This window comes from Oceanimonas sp. AH20CE76, assembly GCF_039654065.1.
Taxonomy (GTDB): Bacteria; Pseudomonadota; Gammaproteobacteria; order Enterobacterales; family Aeromonadaceae; genus Oceanimonas; species Oceanimonas smirnovii.
In genome coordinates, this window is record NZ_CP155481.1 from 933,221 (window position 1) to 956,121 (window position 22,901).

Genomic DNA, 22,901 nt, shown 5'->3' on the forward strand with positions numbered 1-22,901 from the left:
ATGTCGGAGCTGAAAGAAAGTGTCAGCGCCCTGCTGGCCGCCGAGCCGGCCCTGCGCCCGGTGGAAATGGCCCGCCGGCTGAACACCAGCGAGTGGCGAGTGATGCAATGTCTGCCGGCGAACATGGTCTGCCCGCTGGCCGGCCGGCATGCTCAAACTGTGCTGGAGCAGGTGGCGGAGTGGGGGCCGGTGACCACCATTATTGAAGTGTCCGGCTCCGTTTTTGAGGTAAAGGCTCCCCTGCCCAGAGGCCGCATCGGTCATGGTTACTACAACCTGTTTGGTGCCCTCGGCGAGCTGCATGGTCACCTTAAACTGGATGCCATTTGTCATATTGCCCTGCAGAGCAAGCCGCACCGGGGCAAAGAGGCTCACGCCATTGTGTTTTACAATGAGGCAGGCCACTGCATTTTTAAAATTTATCTGGGCCGCGATGACAAGGGGACGCTGTTCCCTGAACAGGTGGCTGCGTTTCATGCACTGAAGGAGTTGCAACATGGCTGAGCACGCCGAAAAACAGGCCCGTTTGCAGGGACGGCTGGAGCCGGAAATTCGTGAGTTTCGGGATCAAATGAAAACCTTGTTGCTGGCCACCGTGGATGCCGAAGGCCAGCCAAATGTCAGCTATGCGCCGTTTGCCCTGCGTGAAGACGGCTATTATATTCTGATCAGCGAAATGGCCCGCCATGCCCGTAACCTGCTGGCCAACCCGAAAGTGTCACTGATGATGGTGGAGGACGAGCAGAACAGCCGCACTTTGTTTGCCCGCAAGCGCCTGACCTTTGATGCCACTCCCGAGCGGGTAGCGCGCAATACCGATGCCTGGCAGCTAGGGGTTGACGCTCTCACCGAGCGTCATGGCGAGACGGTAACTGGCCTGGCAAACCTGGCAGACTTTCATCTGTTTCGTCTGGTGCCCATCAAAGGCCTGTTTGTAAAAGGTTTTGGCCAGGCCTTTGCGGTAAGCGGAGACGATCTGGTGGATGTACTGCACCTGACTGACGGCCACAAACCCATGGCGGCGAATCAGTAATATAGTTTCGCGCCGTTAACAGCCCGCATGCATTTTGCCTGCGGGCTTTTTGTTTTTGTTGCAAGCGGCGCAGCACTGTGCCAAAACAGGGCTCATACTATGAGTGATGATGATAAATATGAAAAAAGGAAGTTTCTCATGGCTTTAGAATGTGTTGGCGACATCATGACCCGGGAGCTGCTGACTCTGGATCAGACCGCGACCCTGAAAGACGCCCATGATTTAATGCGTGAAAAAAGTATCCGGCATATTCCGGTGGTGGATCCGCTCACCGGCAAGTTGCTGGGAGTCCTGACTCAAAAACGCATGATTGCTACCATTATGGGCCTGCTTTCCGACTATGGGGTCAGTGCTCTGGACAGACGGGAGCGCCAGTGCCGGGTCATGGAAATTCTGGATAATGATCTGGAAAGCGTGGATGTGCAGGCGCCGCTTACCGAAGTGGTGGACTTTTTTCTCAGCAACAAGCACGGCTGCCTGACGGTGGTGGATGAAGAAGGCCGGCTGCAGGGCATGGTGACCTCGTCGGATTTTGTGCGCTTGTGTGCCGAGCTGCTGAAAGCGCAGCAGTAATGATTATTTGTTGAACAAAGCGCAGCCTGGCTGCGCTTTTTTTGGAGTCTTTCATGTTCAGCCTGTCTCACCTTTCCGCCGGTTTTATTGCGGTGCTGGTCGGCTACAGCAGCTCGGCTGCCATTATTTTTCAGGCTGCTGCGTCCGCCGGTGCCAGCCAGGCTCAGACCAGCTCCTGGATGTGGGCGCTGGGGCTGGGCTCGGGGCTGACCACCCTGCTGCTGACCCTGCGTTACCGCCAGCCGGTGCTGACCGCCTGGTCCACCCCCGGTGCGGCCCTGCTGGTGACGGCCCTGGCCGGTTTGCCCATGAGCGAGGCGGTGGGGGTTTTTCTGTTCAGCTCGGCGCTGCTGCTGGTGTGCGGCCTGACCGGCTGGTTTGATCATATTATGCGGTTGCTGCCCGGCGGACTGGCGGCAGCCATGCTGGGCGGCGTGCTGCTTAACTTTGGCCTGGACCTGTTCGTGTCGGTGCAGACGGCACCGGTACTGGTGATAGCCATGCTGGCGGTGTACCTGGCGCTGCGCCGGCGGCTGTCCCGCTATGTGATCCCCTTGTGTTTGCTGGCCGGGCTGGCGCTGGCGGCAGGGCAGGGGCTGATGCATCCGGAGCGGCTAGACTGGCAAGCTGCCGGCCCGGTGCTGATGTGGCCCGAGTTCAGTTTGGCCAGTCTGATTGGGGTGGGCATACCGCTGTTTATGGTGACCATGGCCTCGCAAAACGTGCCCGGGGTGGCGGTGCTGCGCGCTCATGGCTATGGCGTGCCGGCCTCACCGCTGGTCAGTGTGACTGGCCTGGCCGGCATACTACTGGCCCCCTTTGGCGGCTTTGCCTTTAATCTGGCGGCGATAAGTGCGGCCATCTGCATGGGGCCGGAAGTGGACGCCAAACCCGAACATCGTTACAAAGCCACACTGTGGGCCGGTGTGTTTTATATATTGATGGGCATGTTTGCCGCCACTGTGGTGTCGTTGTTTGCGGCGTTGCCCAAGGAGCTGATTATGGCCATTGCCGGACTGGCGCTGCTTGGCACCATTGGCAACAGTTTAACGGTGGCATTGCGGGACGAGCAGGAACGGGACGCGGCCCTGCTCACCTTTATGGTCACGGCGTCGGGCGTGTCTTTGCTGGGAATCGGCAGCGCCTTCTGGGGGCTTGTGATTGGCGGCGGTGTGCACTGGCTGAACAGCCGCAAAAGAAAGCTGGAAGCCGTAAGCTAGAGGCGGGAAGTAAAAAAGCCCGGCGTTAGCCGGGCTTTTTCAAATCACTAATCCCCAGTCCCTGTTCACTGACCCGCGGCCTGCGGACGTGAGCGACGGCGGGGGGCACCGCTGCGCTGGCCTTCGCCATTGCCATTGCGGTTGCCGGTGCGCTGACCGTTACCATTGCCGCCATTACGGTTGCCGCTGGCACGCTGGCTATTGCGTTGACCACCATTGCGCTGACCGCCAGAACGCTGGCCGCCACCATGACGCCCACGGTTGCCGCCGCGTGAATTTTCAAGGGGAGTCACCGGAGCATTGGGATCGGGTTCGAAACCGGCCACCTGCTCGAGATCGGCGCTTTGCTTGATCAGCTTTTCAATGGCTTTCAGCAGCGGTTTCTCCTCGGCGCTTACCAGCGACAGTGCCTCGCCGTTGCTGCCGGCACGACCGGTACGGCCAATGCGGTGCACATAGTCTTCTGCCACATGGGGCAGCTCATAGTTGACCACATGGGGTAGCTCGCTGATGTCGATACCGCGGGCCGCGATGTCGGTGGCCACCAGCACGCGAATACCGCCATTTTTGAACTCACTCAGGGCCTTGGTGCGGGCACCCTGACTCTTGTTGCCGTGAATGGCCATGGCCGGCAGGCCGTCTTTGCCCAGCTGCTCGGCCAGGCGGTTGGCACCATGCTTGGTGCGGGTAAATACCAGCACCTGCCGCCAGTTGTGATGGCCGATATGGTAGCTGAGCAGGGCGCGCTTGCGGCCCTTGTCTACTTCAAAGAAGCGCTGGGCAATGGTTTCGGCGGTGGCGTTGCGGCGGGCCACTTCAATGTGCTCGGGCTGGTGCAGCAGATCTTCCGCCAGTGCCTTGATTTCGTCGGAGAAGGTGGCGGAAAACAGCAGGTTCTGCCGCTGTTTGGGCAGCAGCGCCAGTACGCGGCGAATGTCGCGGATAAAGCCCATGTCGAGCATGCGGTCGGCTTCGTCCAGCACCAGCATTTCAACGCGGGAGAGGTCGATAGAGCGTTGGGATACATGGTCCAGCAGCCGGCCCGGAGTGGCCACTACGATATCAACCTTGCGGCCCAGGGCCTTCATTTGCGGGTTGATGCTGACACCGCCGAACATCACCAGGGTGCGCAGATCGGTGTGTTTGGCGTAGGCGCGCAGGTTTTCTTCCACCTGGGCGGCCAGTTCACGGGTAGGAGTAAGTACCAGAGCGCGCACCGGTGCCCGGCCATTGGCCAGAGGGCGGGCCTTGGTTTCACTCAGGCGCTGCAGCATGGGCAGGCCAAAGCCGGCGGTTTTGCCGGTGCCGGTCTGAGCGCCGGCGAGCAGATCACCCCCTTTTAATACCAGCGGAATAGCTTGTTGCTGAATGGGGGTCGGCTCTGTATAGCCACATTCGTTAATAGCCTGAACGAGCTTTTCGTTCAAACCGAGGGAAGCAAATGACATGAGACTCCGAACTAACAAGGTCCTGGCGGACGATTGAGGGATTGCCGGTAGGCAACGTGCTGGCATGATAACAGAAAAGCGGCAAAAGCCATAAAAAGCGGCAGACATTAGTCACTCCGGGCCTGACCCGGAGTCTGTGGCGGGGACACTTTTGTCTGCAGAAAGATGCCGGCTCGGGGGCCGGCATGACAATTGGCTCTGCGGGTTGGGACGAGTCCCAACATTCCGGCAGGCGGCGACAATGTTGTGAATTAGTCCCTGCTCCCTTTACCGTCTATACCCGCGCGGATCATCGGTAAAAATCATATCCACGCCCCAGTCGGCCAGGGTATGCATGCGGGCCACCTCGTTTACGGTGTAGCAGTGCAGAGAAAAACCGGCGGCTTTGATTGCTTTCGCCTGAGACTGAGTCAGGTATTTATGATTGCAGTGCAGGGCGGTGCAGCCAAGCCGCTGTAATTGAGCATGCCAGTCACGGGGCAGGCGCTCCACCAGCAGGCCGCGGGCAATGGCGGGGGCCAGTGGCTGCAGGTGGGCCAGGCAGGCCGGTTCAAAGCTGGAGAACAGCAGGGCGCCGGCAGGCGTTTGCCGCTCGTTGACCACCTCGCTCACCCGCCGGCTCAGCCGGGCTGCATCGTCGCCGGGAAACACCTTCAGCTCCACATTGACCCGGATGTCCAGTTGTCGGGCCAGCGCCAGGTAGTCCGCCAGCCGGGGAATGGACTCGCCGGCAAACGCAGGACCAAACCAGGCGCCGGCATCCAGCCGGGCCAGCTCCGGCCATGCCAGCTCGCGTACCTGTCCACGGCCATTGCTGCAGCGGTTAGCGGTTTGATCGTGGATTACCACCACCTCGTCGTCCTGGCTGAGCTGTACGTCAATTTCCACCCATTCAAGCCCGAGCCTGTGAGCAGCACGCAGGCCGGCCAGGGTATTTTCCGGTGCCAGCGCTGCCACGCCGCGATGTCCGCATAGTTTCATATTAATGCCCGCCAGTGTCAGACCACAGTTGTATTACCGCTACGCCGGCAATAATCAGCCCCATGCCAAGCACAGCGGCCAGGTCCGGCAGCTGGCGGTAAAATAATATCGCCAGCAGGGTTACCAGTACGATACCGGCCCCGGACCAGATGGCATAGGCCACCCCCACCGGCACGGTTTTCACCACCAGCCCCAGCAGCCAGAACGCCAGGCCATAACCCATGACTACCAGCAGGGAGGGACCAGGCCGGGTAAAACCGGCGGCGGCCTTCAGGGCGGTGGTGGCCACCACTTCGGCCACGATGGCCAGGGTCAGCAGCAAATATGCATTCATAGGTTTTGGTTCAGTTACAAAAGAAACGGTTAATATGCTCGAGTTTATCGTAAACTGACCGCGGAGTAAGGTTCGCCTTGCTTTGCTGAACCGGTTTCCTACTTTCTGCGTTGTGTTTGTTTATGATAAATCCTCTCGATTACGGCCGATCCCAGTGGCGGCAAATTCTTACAGACTATGCACCAGCGCTGCGTCATGACATATACAAATTGGTGCAGGCTCACAGCCGGGAGCTGGCGCTGAATTTTTATCAGCAAATGATGGATCTGCCCGATGCCCGCCGTTTTCTTGAGCATGAGCAGGTCAACCGGCAGCTGACGGCCTCCATGACCCGCTGGCTGGAGCAGGTGTTTGCGGTGAGCGAGCTGGCTCAGGTTGAGGACGCAGTAGAGCGTCAGTTTGAGGTAGGCCAGGTACATGCCCGTATCAATCTGCCTGTTAATTTGGTATCGGCTGGTGCCCGGCTGCATAAAAAACGTTTGCTTGAATACGTTACTCAGCAGTGGCATGAGCCAGAGCAATGGCTGCAGGCAGGCACTTATCTGATAGAAGTGATTGACCTTTCCCTGGAGTTGATGAATCTGGCATTTGCTTCCAAATCGGATATCAAGAGCCGGGCAGCAGAAGCCTACCGGCTGCACAATCTGGGCATGAACCTGTCAGTAGAGCGGGAGCGGCAACGTGCCTCTTTGCTCGACTGGAGCCAGGAGCTGATGTTTACCCTGCATCAGCCCGGCATGCCGTTGCAGCCGCTGCGCCAGTCGGAGTTTGGCCTCTGGTTTTATCATCAGGCGATGTCGGTATTTGAGGGCGCGCCCGAGCTTGAAAAAATAGAGCGCATTCTCAATCAGATAGATGAGCAGCAGTTGCCGGCACTGGAAGGGGGGCTGGAGCAGCGGACACAGCTTGCAGAAAACATGGCGGCACTGCAGCAACAGCTGCGATCCGTGTCTTATCTGCTGAGCAAGCTGTTTGATCGCTTTATTGAGCTGGAGCATGGCCGCGATACCCTGACCCGATTGCTGGACCGGCGTTTTTTGCCGGCGGTACTGAACCGGGAAGTGCGCCTGGCCATGCGTGGTGGCGGCACTTTTTCTGTGGTGCTGTTCGATGTGGACCATTTCAAGTCCATTAACGATAATCACGGCCACCAGGGGGGCGATCTGGTGCTGCAGCAGGTAGCGGGGCTGGTGGCCGGCAATATTCGCAGCAGCGACTTCTGTTTTCGCTATGGCGGTGAAGAGCTGCTGGTGGTATTGGTAGAAGCCGATGCCAAAAATGCATTGAAAGTAGCGGAGAAAATTCGCGAAAAACTGATGAACAGCGAGCTGGAGCTGGAAGAGCAGCAGGTACTGAAGGTGACCATCAGTGGTGGCGTGGCCACCTTTGACGGCCACCCCGATTATGCTCAGCTGATTAACCGGGCCGATGCAGCCCTTTATCGCGCCAAGGCCGAAGGCCGTAACCGTTGCATTGCCGCCGATTGATTAACGGCACTCGGGGGTAGCCATGTTAATGGCCGGCAATGGCTCGCCTGCCAGGCGGGGGGCGGGCAGGGCCTGCACTTGTAAAGACCACAAGGGTGCTGCCGGCCGGGCTTCATCGGGAAGTACAGGGTAAATCAGCGCCATCTTCACACCGGGCATGCGCTGTTGCAGCCGCTGGGCCGTACCCAGGCCATCGGCAATATGAAAGCGGCCCACGGTCAGCATGATGTTGTGCTCAGGGTGCTCGGCCAGATACAACGCCATGCTCTCGGCCATGGTGTCGTCCCAGCTGGTTTGTGCCGCAAACTGGTTCTCGCTCGGAGCATGGCCGTGAAAGCGGGTGGCCATAAAGCGTGTTTTGTATTCATCTTCATGCAGGGTCAGCTGCCCGGCCACCCAGCCTCGTTCATTTTCGGGTAACCGGTTCAGATAATCCGGCCCCAGCTTGCCAATGCAGCGCACTATCTGGCGCGGCGCATTGGCGGCAATGATCTCAATACCCGCCGATTTGGCCAGCTCCACCAGCGGCCGGTAATCATGACGATAAGAAGGCCAGGCGTTGGCCTGTTCAATAAAGGCGTCTTCACCCAGCTCGCCCGCCAGGTAGGCATTTACCTCGGGCTGATGATCACGGGTAAATTGCTCCATGGCCAGTGCCAGTGGTTGTGGCTGGCTGAGCAGAGCGGCCAGCAGCTCGGCCTGAAAACGATGCACACCGGAGTGGCCGTGCAACTCGCCCACCATAATCACATCGGCATCGGTCAGCCTTTGCGCCGCTTCTGCCACGCTTAACGGCTGGCCCTTATCATCCAGCAGTTGATAGTCATACAGGGTATCGGCCGCCTGAGGCTGTGCCTGGCAGCCGGCCAGCAGCAGAGTGCAGAGCAGCATACTGATATATCGCATAAGCGGGCCTTTTATTTAATACGGATTGGTAACAGAAATTCACTGCTAAAGGCTTTATCATAGCCGTCATGTTGCCCCGACTGAAACCGATATGACGCCTGCGCTCTGGCTATCACTGTTTTTTGCCCTTTATTACTTTGGTTATGGCACTTTTTTACCCTTCTGGGCGCTGTGGCTGGGCAATGCCGGTGCCAGTGCGGGTCTGGTAGGCCTGCTGCTGGGGCTGGGTATGGCGGTGCGTTGTGTCGGCATTCTTGGCGTAATGAGCCGGGTGCGCGCCGCGCGCCATCTGTTGCCGGTAATTCAGGGGCTGGCGCTGCTCGGTTGCCTGGGATTTATGGCTTTTTACGGCTGGCAGAGCACGGTGGGGCTGCTGATACTGACGCTGGCGGTCAATCTGGTATATCCGGCACTGATTCCGCTCAGTGAGGCCATGGCCAGCCGCTATATCGTGCAAATTCAGCTGGACTACGGCAAAGCCCGGTTGTGGGGCTCGGCGGCTTTTATTGCTGCCAATCTGGTGGTGGGCATGCTCAATGAATATGGCGGCAGCCAGTGGATTTTACACAGTATGGTGATGTCGCTGACGTTGATCAGCCTGCTGACCTTAATACCGCCCAGGCCGGCACCGGCGGAGCAGCCCGTCGGACGAAGCGGCGATAGCATTATGGTGGTGTTGCGCCGGCCCGGGGTGGGGCGCTTTTTGCTGATCACCTCGTTACTGCAGGGCAGTCACGCCTTTTATTATGGCTTCAGTGCGCTCTACTGGCAGCAAGAGGGTTACAGCACCACTGTGATTGGTTACCTGTGGGGGCTGGGTGTGCTGGCAGAAATTATGGTGTTTGCGCTGGACCGCAAATGGCTGAGCCATGTCACCGCCCGCACCCTGCTGCTGGCCGGGCTTCTGTGTGCGTTGTTGCGCTGGGGCGTACTGGGGGCGACGACAGAGCTGCTCTGGCTGGTGCTGGCGCAATTACTGCACGCGGGCAGCTTTGGCGTCAGCCACCTGGGGGCAGTCAGGTTTATCAGCCGGGAGCTGGACGAGCGTGCCGTTTTTGGTGCTCAGGCGCTTTATGCCGCCATTGCCCTCGGAGTGGCCTCGGGTATCTTGCTGATGATATCGGGGCAGCTTTACTCCGCCTTTGGCGGACATACTTTCTGGTTTATGGCAGCCCTGGTGCTGCCCGTGGCCTGGCTGCTGGCCGGGCCCTTAAATAAGGAGCAAGCAGCACCATGATGCAGGGCTGGACCGTTATCAATATTGCGCTGGCCTATCTGGGCGTGCTGTTTCTGCTGGCCTGGCTGGGTGACCGGCCACGCATGGGCAACCTGGTGCGGCGCATGCGGCCCATGCTCTACAGCCTGTCACTGGCGGTGTATTGCACTTCATGGAGCTTTTTCGGCACTGTGGGTCAGGCCAGCACCGACGGCTGGACCTTTTTCACTATTTACCTTGGCCCCATTCTCATTTTCACGCTGGGGGGGCGTTTTATTGCCCGCCTGATTGAGGTGGCCAAGCGGGAGCACATTACCTCCATCGCCGACTTTATTGCTGCCCGTTACGGCAAATCGCAGCGGCTGGCGGTGTTTATTACCCTGATCGCCATAGTGGGCGTGCTGCCCTATATTGCGTTGCAGCTGAAAGCCATTGTGATGGGGCTGAACCTGATGGCCCCGGATGTGGTGGCCGGGGCCGGGCGCAATGCCGGTGAAGTGGCGCTGATGGTCACCCTGCTGTTTACTCTCTTTATTCTGCTGTTTGGCACCCGTCATATTGACGCCACCGAGCATCAGCGCGGCGTGATGGTGGCCATTGCCGCCGAGTCGGTGGTCAAGCTGATTGCCTTTATTGTGGTGGGGGGCTTTGCGCTCTGGCTGATTCTGGCCTATCCCAATCAGCAGCGGGTGATGATCACCGATGACTTTATCAACTCGCTCAGCGTGGTCAGTGGCGGTCATCTGCTCGATATCGGCGTTTATACCCTGCTGTCGATGAGTGCCATTATCTGCCTGCCCCGTCAGTTTCATGTGGCTGTGGTGGAGCATCACAGCGAGGCTGACCTGCGCCTGGCCCGGCGTATTTTTCCGGTTTACCTGCTGCTGTTTGGCCTGCTGGTACTGCCGCTGTCACTGGCGGGCCAGCAGTGGCTGACCGCGGGCACCTCGCCCGATACCTATGTGATCAGCCTGCCGTTGGATCTGGGGCTGCCCAATCTGGCCATGCTGGCCTTTATTGGCGGTGCCTCGGCGGCCACCGGCATGATGATTATCTCCACCATCGCGCTGGCCATTATGATCAGCAACGATCTGGTGTTGCCCATGATACTGCGCCGCCGCCAGCTGCAGGGCGCGGGCTTTGAGGATGTGGCTCAGTTACTGCTGAATGTGCGCCGCACTGCCATTGTGGTGATTATGGCCACTTCCTGGCTGGTGTTTTTATGGCTGGGAGATATCAGCAGTCTGTCACGCATCGGGTATCTCAGTTTTGCCGCCATTGCCCAGTTTGCGCCGCCGCTGGTGCTGGGGCTGTTGTGGCGGGGTGGTAACCGGCGCGGTGCTTATTGGGGCCTTAGCCTGGGCATGCTGATGTGGCTGCTGAACCTGATGGCGGAAACCGGACTGTTTGCCGGCGATGCCAGCACCAACGTGGTGCTCTGGCTGTTAACGCCGCCGGCGCTGGGCTGGCTGGCCGACATGAGTCCGGTCACCTGGGGCATTTTGCTCAGTCTGACCTGTAACCTGGCGGGATATCTGGTGGGCTCCTGGCTGTCAGTGCCGTCGGTAGGGGAACGCTTTCAGGCGGCGGCTTTTGTGGGCCGGCATCATAAGGACGACGGTGATGTCTATCGCGCCAAGGTGACAGTGCGGGATCTGGAACAACTGGCGTCTCGTTTTGTGGGTGAAGCCAGAGTCAAGCGTGCCTTTGCCCGCTATGCCGGTGAACAGGGCACACTGGAAGGCAGCATGCAGGCACCTGCCAGCCTGATCCGTCACACCGAGCGGGTGCTGGCGGGGGTGTTCGGCACTTCGTCGGCACGGCTGGTGCTGGCCTCGGCGGTACAGGGCCGTTCCATGGAGCTGGAAGAGCTGGCCACCATAGTGGACGAGGCCGGCGATGTGTTCCGTTTTAACCGGGGCTTGCTGCAGGGGGCCATTGAGCATATTGGCCTTGGCATTTCAGTGGTAGACAAGGAGCTGCGGCTGGTGGCCTGGAACCGGCGCTATCTTGAGTTGTTTCAGTATCCTGTAGGGCTGGTGCGGGTAGGCCGGCCCATTGCCGACATTATCCGTTATAACGCCGAGCAGGGGTTGTGTGGCCCCGGCGAAGTAGACCGGCAGGTAAGCCGGCGGGTGGCCTTTATGAAGGCGGGCAGCCGCCATGTGTCATCCCGCACCCGGCCTGATGGCCGGGTAATTGAAGTACAGGGCAATCCCATGCCCGGCGGCGGCTTTGTGATGACCTTCAGTGATATTACTACTTTCCGTCAGGCCGAGCAGGTGCTGAAAGACGCCAACGTCATGCTGGAGCAGCGGGTGGCAGAGCGCACGCAGGAGCTGTCGGCAGTGAACGAGCAATTGCTGGAAGCCAACCGTCAGGCAGAGCTGGCCAATGCGTCAAAGAGCCGTTTTCTGGCGGCGGTCAGTCACGATCTGATGCAACCGCTTAATGCTGCCAAGCTGTTTGCCTCTTCCTGGCTGGAAACCTCCGGCGACGAAGAAAGCCGGCGGCTGGCGGGGCATATCGACCGCTCTCTTACCGCAGCAGAAGAGCTGATTGGCGATCTGCTGGATATGTCCCGGCTGGAGTCGGGCAAGCTGGTGCCCAAATTTCAGGACTTTCCCATTAAGGAGTTGTTCGACACCCTCAAGGCGGAGCTCGGCGTACTGGCAGAGCAGCAGGGCGGCGCCTTTTCCGTGGTCAGCAGCCGGCTTGGGGTATACAGCGATCCCCGTTTATTACGGCGCATACTGCAGAACTTTTTAACCAATGCGCTGCGTTACAGTAATGGCGGTCATATTGTGCTGGGTCTGCGCCGGGCTGGCGACCAGGTTCGCATAGAAGTATGGGATAATGGTCCCGGCATTCCTGCTGACAAACTGGATGTCATTTTTGATGAGTTTATGCGCCTGGAGCCGGGCCAGCGCCATCAGCAGGGACTGGGGCTGGGGCTGGCCATTTCTCAGGGCCTGGCGGGCATTCTTGGCCACAAGCTGGGCGTGCACTCGGAAGAAGGTAAGGGGTCTGTATTCAGTGTGACCCTGCCGCGCTCACGCCAGCTGCCAGATGCCCTGGCTCCGGTACCTGCGGCAGTGAGCAGTAGTAACAATCGTCTGGCCGGGTTGCGTGTGCTGTGTATTGATAATGAAGCCGATATTCTGACCGCCATGAAAAGCCTGCTGACGCGCTGGGGCTGTGAAGTGGCACTGACCAGCAGTGGCGACGGAGCACGAATGTTGTGCCATGAAGGGTTTATTCCGCAGGTGATACTGTCGGATTATCATCTGGATGACGGTGAAACCGGTGTGTCAGCCATCAATATGCTGCGGCTGGAGTTTGGTCGTATTCCCGCTGTGGTGATCAGTGCCGACCGTCAGCCCGAGCTGCAGCAACAACTGCAACAACTCGATTTCAGTTATCTGAGCAAACCGGTCAAGCCATTGAAGTTACGGGCGCTGCTGCAGCATCTGGTGAAACACGGGGACTAGGGACTGGGGAGCAGTTCAGAACTCGCCGCCTTCCAGCTGGGACAGCGCAATTACCGCCTGAGTGCGGTTTTTGACATCCAGTTTGCGGAAAATGGCAGTCACATGAGCCTTGATCGTGGCTTCCGATACATCCAGCTCATAGGCAATCTGCTTGTTCAGCTTGCCTTCCGACAACATGGTCAGCACCTTGAACTGCTGCGGCGTCAGGCTGGCCAGCCGTTCTGCCATGTCATCTTCAGGAGCGTCAGTGGCATCAATACCTTCCGGAAACCAGTTATCGCCCTCCAGCACCGTATTCAGGGCGCTGACCAGCACCGGCATGGGTGATGACTTGGGAATAAAGCCCACGGCACCCAGGCGCATGGCCTGCTGCACGACCGAGGCGTCTTCACTGGCAGACACCACCACCACCGGCAGTGCCGGATATTGGGCCCGCAGCCGGGTTAAGCCGGAGAAACCACTGGCACCGGGCATTTTCAGATCCAGCAGCAGCAAGTCGGTATCATCGGTGTCCGACAACAGCGTCATCAAGCTGTCGATGCTGTCCACTTCCTGCAGGTGGGCACCCTGCACTGCCAGTTGCACTGCTTGCTGCAGTGCGTTGCGAAACAGGGGGTGATCATCGGCAATGATAATGTGATAGCCCGAGTCCATGATGCTTTCCTTGTGTCTGTAAAGTATTCAATGGAAGCTCATTCCATCTTTAGTTGTATGATAGGGCTTTGCAGCGTGGCTGAGAACTCTTTGGCCCTATTTTCGTGATCACGCAGATTGAGCCTGACTATGTTTGGAACCAAATCAAAGCAAGATAATAGCTGGCTGGCCGGGCTGACTGCCCCGGACGAAGACGCCCGCATCTGTAAAGATATTCCCGATAACGAGTGCCATCAGGTAGTGGGTAACCGTCGCTGGTTGATCCTGGCCCAGCTTGCCACTGCGCTGGCCGAGCTGATGGTGAATGCCAAAACCGTATTGCCCTGGTTGTTTCAGGCGCTGGGAGCACCCGTCTGGCTGATTGGCTGGCTGGTGCCCATACGGGAAAGCGGCTCCATGCTGCCCCAGTTGTTTCTGGGAGCATATGTACGCAAAATGCCGCTGCGCAAACGAGCCTGGCTGTGGGGGGCCGGTCTGCAGGCTGGCTGTCTGGTATTGATGGCAGTCACGGCCTGGATCTGGTCGGGCTGGCTGGCCGGGGTATTGTTATTGCTGCTGCTGGCACTGATGAGCCTGTCCCGCGGGCTTTGCTCCATCGCTTCCAAAGACGTACTGGGCAAGACGATTCCTAAAAAAGAGCGGGGCAAGGTGACCGGCACCGGGGCCAGCCTGGCCGGCGGTGTGGGGCTGGTGTGTGGTTTGTTACTCAGTGTGGCCGGTGATCTGCCGCTGTGGGGCTATGTGGCTGTTTTGCTGGCGGCGGCCCTGGTATGGGTGCTGGGCATGCTGTGTTACACCCGCATAGCAGAGCAGCCCGGTGCCACCGATGGCGGCGTGAACGGCTGGCAGCATGCGCTTGGCAGCCTCAAGCTCATCAGGCAGGATCCGGCCTTTGGCCGTTTTCTGCTGGTGCGTACCCTGCTGATGTCCACCGCTCTGGTCACGCCTTATTATGTGTTGCTGGCTCAGCAATATAACGGCGGCATTCATATTTTGGGCGGCATGGTCATTGCTCAGGGGCTGGCGCAGTTTGCCAGCAGCTGGTTCTGGGGCAAGCTGGCAGATGTGTCGTCGCAGCGGGTGATGCAGCTGGCGGGGCTGATTGCTGCGCTGCTGGGGTTGGGCGTGTGTCTTTATCTGATGCTGGGTGGTCCGGTGCCGGCGGGTTATTTCGCGCTGGTTATTTTTGTGCTCAGTGTGGCCCATGCGGGCGTGCGGGTAGGGCGCAAAACCTTTCTGGTGGATCTGGCCGGGGGGGATAAGCGCACCGATTATGTGGCCGTCAGTAACACCCTGATGGGGTTATTATTACTGCTGGCCGGTGCCCTGAGTATGTTGCTCGGTCTGTTATCGTCACTGGCGGTCGTGCTGGTGTTTTCGTTGTTAACCTTTATTGGTGTATGGTTGGCTCAAGGCCTGCCCAATGTGCAGGACAACTCATAAGAGGATAAAACATGTTGCAAAAATGCCTGCTGGCGCTGACCGGCCTGTTGCTGGCAAGCGCGGCTCATGCCAGTGACATTGACTATATGCGCGCCGAGTTTTCGGTGATGCTGAACGGTGACGCTACCCGGGGCGTCAACACCCTCACCATAGATCGCAACCGGGAGCAGTATCATGTGCATTTTTCTCTGCGCCACTGGCTGCTGGATGTGGATCAAAAAGCCAGCTTTACCTGGAATGACTGCACTGCCCGTCCCGATACCTTCAGTTACAAGGCCAAAGCGCTGGGAGTGACCCGGGAAGAGCGGCTGGTGTTTGATCAGTCTACCGGCATGGTCCTTTATCAGAACAAGGACGGCGACAAGCTGCTGGCGGCGGAAGGGGGCGTGTTCGATCCGGTCAGCTTTTTCTTTGAGGCCCGGTGCGACCTGATGGCCGGCAAAGAAGCCTTTGATTACAAGGTGGTACGTGACGGTGAGATCAAAAAAACACCTTTCAAAGTAGTGGGTACCCAGGCGCTTAAAACGGGAGTGGGCACGCTTGATACTCTGATCGTTGAACGGGACAGGGGCAACAGCAAACGTAAAACCCGCTTTTGGGTAGCACCGGAGCTGGACTATCTGCTGGTGCAGATAAGCCATGAAGAAAACAGCCAGCTGGCAGTGACTGCAACACTCAGCAAGCTGGATCACCGCATGGCGCAAGCCGATTAATCGCGGTATCTGGCAAGTTTGTCATACAGTGTTTTGCGCGGAATACCCAGCTGCTCGGCAGCCAGTGCCACCTGATTCTGTGTTTTGTGCATGGCGTCAGAAATCAGTTGCTGCTCCAGTGCCGCCAGTTGCTCCGGTAATGTCATCAGGTTGTGCGCCGGCTCAGCCGGCATCACCCCCAGTACATATTGTTCGGCGGCATGGCGCAGCTCCCGCACATTGCCGGGCCAGTCCCGGCACATCAGTTGCTGCAGCAAGGCATCGGCAGGCGCAGGCACATCACGGTTATAGTGTTGTTGTGCCTGCTCGACAAAATGCAAAAACAGCAGCGGAATATCGGCCCGACGCTGGCGCAGTGGCGGCAGTGCCAGCGTCACCACATTAAGCCGAAAGTACAGATCCGGCCGGAACAGACCGGCTCGTCCCGCTTCCTGCAAGTCAATCTTGGTGGCGGCGACCACCCTGGCGTCCACCTGAACCAACTGGTTGCCTCCCAGCCGCTCCAGTACCGACTCCTGCAACACTCTCAGCATTTTTGCCTGCAGGTGCAGGGGCATGCCTTCTATTTCGTCCAGAAACAGAGTGCCGTTATCGGCGTGCTCCACCTTGCCGATGCGCCGTTTGGTGACGCCGGTAAAAGCTCCCGGCTCGGCACCGAACATTTCACTTTCAAAAATCGACTCGGGCAGCGCCGTGCAGTTAATGGCCACAAAGTTGCCTTTGCGGCCGCTGCCCTGATGCAGACTGCGGGCTACCAGCTCCTTGCCGGTGCCGGTTTCTCCCAGGATCAGCACACTGGCACTGGTATCTGCAATATTATCAATCTGCCGGCGCAGCTGTTCCATTTCCGGCGTATTGCCCAGCAGCAGCTCCGCCTGTTTGCCGGCGGCCAGACGGCGTCGCAGCTGACGGTTATCCAGTATCAGGGCCCGTTTATCGACAGCCCGGCGCAGGCTGTGCAGCAATTGCTCCGGCTGATAGGGCTTTTCAAAAAAGTCCTGGGCTCCCAGGCGCATGGCTTCCACCGCCATGGGAATATCGCCATGGCCGGTGAGCAATAACACCGGCAAATCCGGATCCTGCTGTTGCAGCTGTCTGAGCAGGGCAAGGCCGTCCATGCCCGGCATGCGTACATCGGAGAGAAACACCACGGCAGCATCGGGCTTCAGGGCTTTTAACGCCTGTTCGGCGCGGGAAAAGCCACGGGCCGGCATATCAGACAGGTGCAGTGTTTGCAGCAGGGTCTGACGAACATCGTCATCGTCTTCTACCAGCCAGACTTCAATGGGGGCTCTGTTCATTGGCGCTCCAGTCAATATGAAACAGGACTCCGCCGCCGGGCGGATGCTGAATGGTCAGCCGGCCGTCACTGGCCTCTGTCAGATCGCGCACAATAGATAACCCCAGTCCCAGACCCTGACCGGCCTGCTTGGTAGAAAAGAAAGGCTCGGTTACTTTATCCCGAATACCGGCATCCAGGCCCGGACCATTATCCTTCACCTGCAGCCAGTGCTGGCCGGCAGCAAGGGTAATCACACCATGATGATGGCCATTCAGGGCATCCAGGCTGTTGCTCAGCAGATTGGCCAGGATCTGCTCAAGGGCATGCAGCTCTATTGGCAGCAGCACAGTATCAGGCTGGCTCAGCTTGAGCTCAACACCCTGAGTGGCAAAGCGTGATGCAAGCCAGCTCATCACATTGCCAAGCGCTTCATTGAGATCACTTTGTCCTTTGGTGCTGCGCCGGGTAGCCGCAAATAGCTTCAGTTGTGAAGTGAGTCTGGCAATGCGGTCAATCAGTCGCTCCATGGTTTGCAGGCTGGTTTTCACCTCGGCGTATCGTCCCCGTTCACTCAGCAGCAGGGTGTTGACCGACTGGTTTCTGAGTGCGGTCAGTGGCTGATTGACTTCATGGGCCACACCCGCCGCCATCTGCCCCAGTGCGGCCAGCCGGTTGGTCTGGATCAGCTCATGTTGCATGGCCCTGAGCCTGGCTTCTGCCTGAGTGCGCTCTTTTACCTGTTGCTCCAGCTGGTGGTTGCTGGCGGCCAGCGCCGCAGTGCGGGACATCACCTGTTGCTCCAGTTCACACCGTGCTTTGGCCTGCATACGGTAGTAACGACGCAGTTGCCGCCAGTAAAGCAGTAATAGCAGCAGGGCAATCAGCCCCACACCGGTGAGCGCGGTCAGCAGGGTGGCATTGACGGACAACTGGCGGCTGGGCCACCATAGTTGCATGCGCCACTGCAGGCGCGGCAGTGCCAGTTCGCTGGTGCCGTACAATGCCTTTTGCCACCGTATTTGCGGGCCGTGCCGGGTTATTCTCACAGGAGCCAGCGACATGGGCGCATATTGCCGGTCCTGATCCAGCCGCCGCCTTGCCTCAGGGCTGAGAGGCACAAGGGTTTTAAATTTGAGCTGAGTGTCTGACGCCAGCGCAATCACCTGTTCCTTATCTACCACCAGCACTTTTTCTCCGGCCAGCTGCCAGCTTTGTTCCAGTTTTTTCAGGGTAATTTTGGCGGCCAGCACGCCTTTGGTCTGATCCTGGCCCGCCATATGCAGCCCGAAAAAATAACCGGGCGTGCGGGTCGTGGCACCCACTGCATAGAACTCGCCGACATCGCCGTTCAGCGCATCAGTAAAGTAGGGCCGAAAACGATAGCGTTGCCCGATAAAGCTGAATGGGGTATGCCAGTTGCTGGCCGCCAGGGTCAGACCGTGGGCGTCAATCAGGTAGAGGGCTTCCACTCCGGTGTCTTCTGCCAGCTGTTGTAACAGCCGGTTGGCCCGGTTGATGGTGTCAGGGCTGCCGGGCTGCTCCAGCGCATTCAGCAGCACCGGATGAGACTGTAATGCGCGGGGTATATTTTCAAAGCGGGCTATTTCGGATTCCAGTGCCGCCCGGTAAACCTTGAGCTGTTGCTGAGCCCTGTGCTCCTGCTCTGCGGCCTGATGCTGCCAGCTTTGATGCCACACCAGTGCCAGTATCAGCATAAATACCAGCAACAGCAGCAAGCGGCTGAAATGTTTGAACAAGGCGGAGATTAGCGGGGCTCCTTATGGCAGGATGACAGTGTGACTGAATGGGCACCGGGCAGCCAGTGACTCAGCGGGTGGCAGCGGCCCGGGGCAGAGCACAGCCTATACTCACCGGTAAATTCGGAGCCGGCAAGCACCAGTTGCTCAATTTGCACGCCGGGTCTCCAGTGCCAGCGGCCATCACTGAAGCTGGCATCGGGAGGCGGCTCCATACCGGCCCCCGAACCTGCCACACTGGCGTGAGTAAGCAGTAAATACCGGCCGTCAGACTGGTACTGCTCCTCCCAGCGCACTTTTTCTACCGAATGCTGCCAGCTCAGGGTAATGCTGCCGGTCAGCAGCATTACCAGCGTCTTGGCACCTGATAAACAGATCATGAAGCTGTGTTGAGCTGTAACTGGCGACGTTGCTGCCACCAGTGCCGCGCCAGTATCAGAGCGGCAAGCAGCAGACCCAGCTCATCGGTCATGGGCAGAGAAAACACCAGCAGGGCTGCCGCTGCGATTGCCAGCAGGCGTTCGGCCAGACTAAAGGGCTTCAGCCAGTAACCAATGGCCCCCATGCCCCAGAGCGATACCGCCAGCAGCGCCTTGAAAATAACAAAGACGGTGGCGGCCAGCCCGGCATCGCCCTGCAGCATCAGTGCAGGCGAATAGACGGCCATATAGGGCACCACAAAGCCGGCAATGGCTATTTGCAGGGAGCGAACCCCGATGCGCAGCCCCGAGGCCTTGGCGATGGGAGAGGCGGCAAACGCAGCCAGGGCCACCGGTGGCGTCAGATCGGCCATAATGCCGAAATAAAACACGAACATATGGGACACAATCAGGGGCACACCCAGCTCCAGCAAGGCAGGCGCGGCAATGGAGCTGGTAATGATGTAGTTGGGAATGGTAGGAATGCCCATGCCCAGCACCAGACAGGTCAGCATGGTTAACGCCAGTGACAGCAGCAGGCTGTGCTCTCCCAGCTGAATAATAAACCCGGCCACTATGGTGGCGGCACCGGTCAGTGAAATAACCCCGATAATCACGCCCACCAGCGCACAGGCCACGCCCACCGGCAGGGCATGCAGTGCGCCCTGATAAAGGGCGTTGACCACAGTGCTCAGAATGTTTTGCTCCCGTTTGGCCAGCAGCAACACGGTCAGCACCGCCACAATCACAAAGATGGCAGTAATGCCGTAGTGATTAAAGGTGGCGCAGGCCAGGCCCAGTATAACCCAGAAGCCGTAACGCAAGCCTCTGGCACTGATATGCCGTGCCAGACCATTGCCCATGATCAGCACCACAGTCAGGGCCAGTCCCATCATGCCGGCAAACAGGGGCGTAAAGCCGGAAAACAGCATGACCACCAGCGCCACCAGGGGCAGTAACAGATACCAGCGCGCCTTCAGCGCCTGCAGCGGGTTGGGACATTCGGATTTGGGCAGGCCATTCAGGCCGGCACGGCCCGCTTCCAGATGCACCATTAAAAATACGGTAAAGAAGTAGAGAATAGCCGGCACCAGTGCCGCCTTGGTGATATCAACGTAAGGGACGTTAATGGTTTCAGCCATAATAAAGGCCACGGCCCCCATAACCGGAGGCATGATCTGGCCTCCCATTGAGCTGGTGGCTTCTACCGCGCCGGCAAAGTCGGCCCGGTAGCCAAATTTTTTCATCAGCGGAATGGTAAACTGGCCGGTGCTGACCACGTTGGCCACGCCAGAGCCATTAATGGTGCCCATCATGCCCGATGACAGCACAGAGACTTTGGCCGGCCCGCCGCGGGTATGGCCTACCGAGCCGATGGCAACATCATTAAACAGCTTGAGCATGCCTGCCTGTTCCAGAAAGGCCCCAAACAGAATAAACAGAAAGATATAGCTGGAAGACACATAAGTCGGGGTGCCGTAAATGCCTTCAGTACTGAAAGCCAGCTGGGACACCACCTGATCCAGCCCGTAGCCTCGGTGCATCAGCACATCGGGCAGATATTCACCAAACAGCGCATAGCCGACAAAGGCAAGGCAGATAAGCGGCAGTGCCCAGCCCATCAGACGCCGGGCGGCATCAAAGACCATCAACAGGGTCACGGTGCCAATGACCCAGTCTGTCTGGCTCAGCTCGCCGGCCCGGTAAATCAGATCCGCTTCAAACCACCAGTGATAAAAAGCAAACAACATGGCCACAGTGCCCAGCAGAATCCCCCATACCGAGGGCCGGCTCAGGGCTTGCCCGCGGGCACCGTAAAGCTGATAAACCAAAAAGAGTAAAAAGCCTACGTGTATGGCCCGCACCACAGTGGTGGATAAAGGGCTGAACGCAGCGGTAATAATCTGAAAAACAGAAAAACACAGTGCGCCATAAAAAATAAGCGCGTGTCGGCTCTGATTACTGCTCATCATCGTCTCCCGGGCTGGCCGTGCTGGCGGCCAGCGCTTGTTATTTTGTTATTCGATCAGGCCTTGCTCGCGATAATAGCGTTCTGCACCGGGATGCAGCGGCAGGGGCAGGCCCTTCACGGCACCTTCTGGCTCAATGCCGTTGGCGGCATTGTGGGCATTGCGCAGGGCAGGCAGGTTCTCAAAGACCTGTCTGGCCATCTGGTAGGCGGTGTCATCAGAGACATCTTCATGGGTGATCAGCAGATTGCTGATGGCCACGGTAGGAATATCGCTATCCTGTCCGGTATAGGTTCCGGCCGGGATCAGGCCCGGACGGTAAGCGTCATTTTCAATACCGGCGACCAGCGCTTCAGGAATGGCCACAAAGACCACGGGAGCGTGCGAAGCCAGATCGCGAAAGGCAGCCATGCCCAGACCGGCAGACTGCAGGGTGGCATCGAGCTGGCGGTTTTTCATCAGCTCCACCGATTCACCAAAGGGCAGGTACTCGGTGCGGGAAAAATCATCGTAGCTCAGCCCTGCTGCCTTGAAAATGGTACGGGCATTGAGCTCAGTGCCTGAACGCGGCGCGCCCACAGAAATACGCTTGCCTTTCAGATCTTCCAGGCTGGTGATGCCACTGTCGGCCCGGGCCACAATCTGAATGTAATTTGAATAGGTTGCGCCTACGGCACGCAGTTTTTTCAACGGAGCCGGAAAACCCGCTTCTTTTTCGCCATTCCAGGCATCTGCCACACTATCAGCAAGGGCAAAGCCAATTTCGCCACGGCCTTTTTGTAACAGGCTCAGGTTTTCAACCGAGGCGCGGGTGGCCTGCACCTGAACTTTCGAATCGGGAATATGCTCATCATAAAGCTGGGAAATGGCAACGCCCAGCGGGTAATAAACACCGCTGGTGCCACCGGTCAGTACGTTAATAAACTCAGCCGCCTGAGCAGTGGTAGCCGACAATGCCAGCGAGGCACCGAGCAAACAGTGTTTGAACATCTTCATTTTCTCTTCCTTGGTTGTGAGTTTGCGATGAAGGTGTTGCAGGTTTGGTGCCAGAAGTTAACACTCTGTTTTATTTTGTAAGTTATTGATTTTAATGGTGTGAGTGTGAGAGTGTTTCTGCTATTCCGGAAGTTGGGTAGTATTCATTCTGAATTTTCAGAATGTCTGAGCGGCTCCGTCTGGCTATGGAGCCGGTAAACATCACCGAGCAAAGAGCAAAATCATGATGATATGGATAATGGCGGTCGGGCTGGTGCTGATGGCGGCCTGGCGGGTGAACTGGCCGGCACTGCTGGCAGACAAGCGCCGGCAGCATTTGTGTTTTGGTGGTGCCATCGCCCTGGTGCCGTTGTGGATGTTGCAGGCTGGTATTCGGGACGGACTGGAGATTCATTTTCTGGGCCTGACTACACTGGCGCTGATGCTGGGCTGGCGGCTGGGACTGCTGATGGCTACCCTGGCGCTGCTGCTGGTGACGGGGTTTGGTTTTGAAACCTGGTCCGAGTTTGGGGTAAACCTGTTGCTGGGCGTAATATTGCCGGTGTCATTCAGCTATTTTCTGTTTCTGGTCACTTACAGTTACCTGTACCGGCATTTGTTTGTTTATATCTTTGTGGCGGGTTTTTTTAATGCCGCTCTCACTATTTCCGTAAAAACCGCGGCACTGGCGGCATATATGGTGTGGAGCGGTGAGTACAGCTGGCAGATAGTACAGAACGATTACCTCACCATATTACCGCTGCTGTTGTTTCCCGAGGCGCTGCTGAACGGCATGGCCATTACCCTGCTGGTGGTGTTCCGCCCTCAGTGGATGTGCACCTTTTATGACAGGGACTACCTGATCAATAAATAGCAGGGCTTCTGGTGGCCAGCCGCTCCCAATGGATGTGCATTTTTTATGACAGGGACTACATCATCAACAAGTAACGGGGCTTCTGCCGTGCTGCCGGCTCTGGTAGGCTGTGCTGCACCTATTAC

General features: G+C 58.1%; 20 protein-coding genes. 10 read left to right on the plus strand and 10 right to left on the minus strand.

Translation table 11 applies throughout. The annotated features are described in order from the left end of the window. The 4 genes from hutX (at window position 1) to N2M06_RS04545 (ending at window position 2,826) form a co-directional block, all read left to right on the plus strand. The gene (gene hutX / locus N2M06_RS04530) at window positions 1-504 is read left to right on the plus strand and encodes a heme utilization cystosolic carrier protein HutX (RefSeq protein WP_346351751.1); all 504 of its coding nucleotides are present in this window, start codon (window positions 1-3) and stop codon (window positions 502-504) included. Continuing rightward, a complete protein-coding gene (hutZ, locus tag N2M06_RS04535; protein ID WP_019933472.1) occupies window positions 497-1,033 on the plus strand; it encodes a heme utilization protein HutZ in 537 nt (178 codons plus the stop codon). The genes hutX and hutZ overlap by 8 nt, the downstream gene beginning before the upstream one ends. Window positions 1,034-1,171: 138 nt before the next feature. Beyond that, on the plus strand, window positions 1,172-1,606 hold the full coding sequence (locus N2M06_RS04540) for a CBS domain-containing protein (RefSeq protein ID WP_019933473.1): 435 nt from the start codon (window positions 1,172-1,174) through the stop codon (window positions 1,604-1,606). 53 nt (window positions 1,607-1,659) lie between these two features. Continuing rightward, on the plus strand, window positions 1,660-2,826 hold the full coding sequence (locus tag N2M06_RS04545; protein ID WP_346351752.1) for a benzoate/H(+) symporter BenE family transporter: 1,167 nt from the start codon (window positions 1,660-1,662) through the stop codon (window positions 2,824-2,826). Window positions 2,827-2,891: 65 nt separating this feature from the next. Here the strand turns inward: N2M06_RS04545 and N2M06_RS04550 are convergent, their stop codons facing one another. The 3 genes from N2M06_RS04550 to N2M06_RS04560 all read right to left on the minus strand — a co-directional run bounded on the left by N2M06_RS04550 (window position 2,892) and on the right by N2M06_RS04560 (window position 5,589). Beyond that, on the minus strand, window positions 2,892-4,274 hold the full coding sequence (locus N2M06_RS04550) for a DEAD/DEAH box helicase (RefSeq protein ID WP_346351753.1): 1,383 nt from the start codon (window positions 4,272-4,274) through the stop codon (window positions 2,892-2,894). 267 nt (window positions 4,275-4,541) lie between these two features. Then, entirely contained in the window at window positions 4,542-5,255 is a 714-nt protein-coding gene (locus N2M06_RS04555; RefSeq protein ID WP_346351754.1) for a glycerophosphoryl diester phosphodiesterase, read from the minus strand. Window position 5,256: 1 nt separating this feature from the next. After that, entirely contained in the window at window positions 5,257-5,589 is a 333-nt protein-coding gene (locus N2M06_RS04560) for an SMR family transporter (RefSeq protein WP_019933478.1), read from the minus strand. A gap of 122 nt (window positions 5,590-5,711) precedes the next feature. Here N2M06_RS04560 and N2M06_RS04565 point away from each other — a divergent pair, with 122 nt between their 5' ends. Further along, window positions 5,712-7,076: a GGDEF domain-containing protein gene (locus tag N2M06_RS04565; RefSeq protein ID WP_346351755.1), complete on the plus strand. Its 1,365-nt coding sequence runs from the start codon at window positions 5,712-5,714 to the stop codon at window positions 7,074-7,076. Here N2M06_RS04565 and N2M06_RS04570 read toward each other — a convergent pair whose 3' ends face one another. Then, window positions 7,077-7,982, minus strand: coding sequence for a ChaN family lipoprotein (locus N2M06_RS04570; RefSeq protein WP_346351756.1), 906 nt, complete (start codon window positions 7,980-7,982; stop codon window positions 7,077-7,079). It abuts the gene before it with no gap. A 91-nt stretch (window positions 7,983-8,073) separates the two neighbouring features. Between N2M06_RS04570 and N2M06_RS04575 the strand changes: the two genes are divergently transcribed. After that, a complete protein-coding gene (locus N2M06_RS04575) occupies window positions 8,074-9,219 on the plus strand; it encodes a 3-phenylpropionate MFS transporter (RefSeq protein WP_346351757.1) in 1,146 nt (381 codons plus the stop codon). Further along, on the plus strand, window positions 9,216-12,689 hold the full coding sequence (locus N2M06_RS04580; protein ID WP_346351758.1) for a PAS domain-containing hybrid sensor histidine kinase/response regulator: 3,474 nt from the start codon (window positions 9,216-9,218) through the stop codon (window positions 12,687-12,689). The genes N2M06_RS04575 and N2M06_RS04580 overlap by 4 nt, the downstream gene beginning before the upstream one ends. Before the next feature lie 15 nt (window positions 12,690-12,704). Here the strand turns inward: N2M06_RS04580 and N2M06_RS04585 are convergent, their stop codons facing one another. Then, the gene (locus N2M06_RS04585; RefSeq protein WP_019933483.1) at window positions 12,705-13,343 is read right to left on the minus strand and encodes a response regulator transcription factor; all 639 of its coding nucleotides are present in this window, start codon (window positions 13,341-13,343) and stop codon (window positions 12,705-12,707) included. Between the two features lie 129 nt (window positions 13,344-13,472). Between N2M06_RS04585 and N2M06_RS04590 the strand changes: the two genes are divergently transcribed. Together N2M06_RS04590 and N2M06_RS04595 are read left to right on the plus strand one after the other, a co-directional pair. After that, window positions 13,473-14,786: an MFS transporter gene (locus N2M06_RS04590; RefSeq protein WP_346351759.1), complete on the plus strand. Its 1,314-nt coding sequence runs from the start codon at window positions 13,473-13,475 to the stop codon at window positions 14,784-14,786. Between the two features lie 11 nt (window positions 14,787-14,797). Further along, window positions 14,798-15,499: a DUF3108 domain-containing protein gene (locus tag N2M06_RS04595; RefSeq protein ID WP_317073945.1), complete on the plus strand. Its 702-nt coding sequence runs from the start codon at window positions 14,798-14,800 to the stop codon at window positions 15,497-15,499. Here N2M06_RS04595 and N2M06_RS04600 read toward each other — a convergent pair. The 5 genes from N2M06_RS04600 to N2M06_RS04620 are packed head-to-tail and all read right to left on the minus strand — an operon-like array spanning window position 15,496 to window position 21,923. Beyond that, window positions 15,496-16,800, minus strand: a complete 1,305-nt coding sequence (locus tag N2M06_RS04600; RefSeq protein WP_019933486.1) for a sigma-54 dependent transcriptional regulator — start codon at window positions 16,798-16,800, stop codon at window positions 15,496-15,498. The genes N2M06_RS04595 and N2M06_RS04600 overlap by 4 nt on opposite strands. After that, complete coding sequence (locus tag N2M06_RS04605) at window positions 16,781-18,538, minus strand: ATP-binding protein (RefSeq protein ID WP_346351760.1); 1,758 nt, start codon at window positions 18,536-18,538, stop codon at window positions 16,781-16,783. Before N2M06_RS04605 ends, N2M06_RS04600 begins: the two co-directional genes overlap by 20 nt. Before the next feature lie 8 nt (window positions 18,539-18,546). Then, on the minus strand, window positions 18,547-18,918 hold the full coding sequence (locus N2M06_RS04610) for a DUF1850 domain-containing protein (RefSeq protein WP_019933488.1): 372 nt from the start codon (window positions 18,916-18,918) through the stop codon (window positions 18,547-18,549). Continuing rightward, complete coding sequence (locus N2M06_RS04615; protein WP_346351761.1) at window positions 18,915-20,930, minus strand: TRAP transporter permease; 2,016 nt, start codon at window positions 20,928-20,930, stop codon at window positions 18,915-18,917. The genes N2M06_RS04610 and N2M06_RS04615 overlap by 4 nt, the downstream gene beginning before the upstream one ends. 45 nt (window positions 20,931-20,975) lie before the next feature. After that, window positions 20,976-21,923, minus strand: coding sequence for a TAXI family TRAP transporter solute-binding subunit (locus N2M06_RS04620; RefSeq protein ID WP_019933490.1), 948 nt, complete (start codon window positions 21,921-21,923; stop codon window positions 20,976-20,978). A gap of 223 nt (window positions 21,924-22,146) precedes the next feature. Here N2M06_RS04620 and N2M06_RS04625 point away from each other — a divergent pair, with 223 nt between their 5' ends. Continuing rightward, window positions 22,147-22,776, plus strand: a complete 630-nt coding sequence (locus N2M06_RS04625) for an energy-coupling factor ABC transporter permease (protein ID WP_346351762.1) — start codon at window positions 22,147-22,149, stop codon at window positions 22,774-22,776. Window positions 22,777-22,901 lie beyond the last annotated feature (125 nt).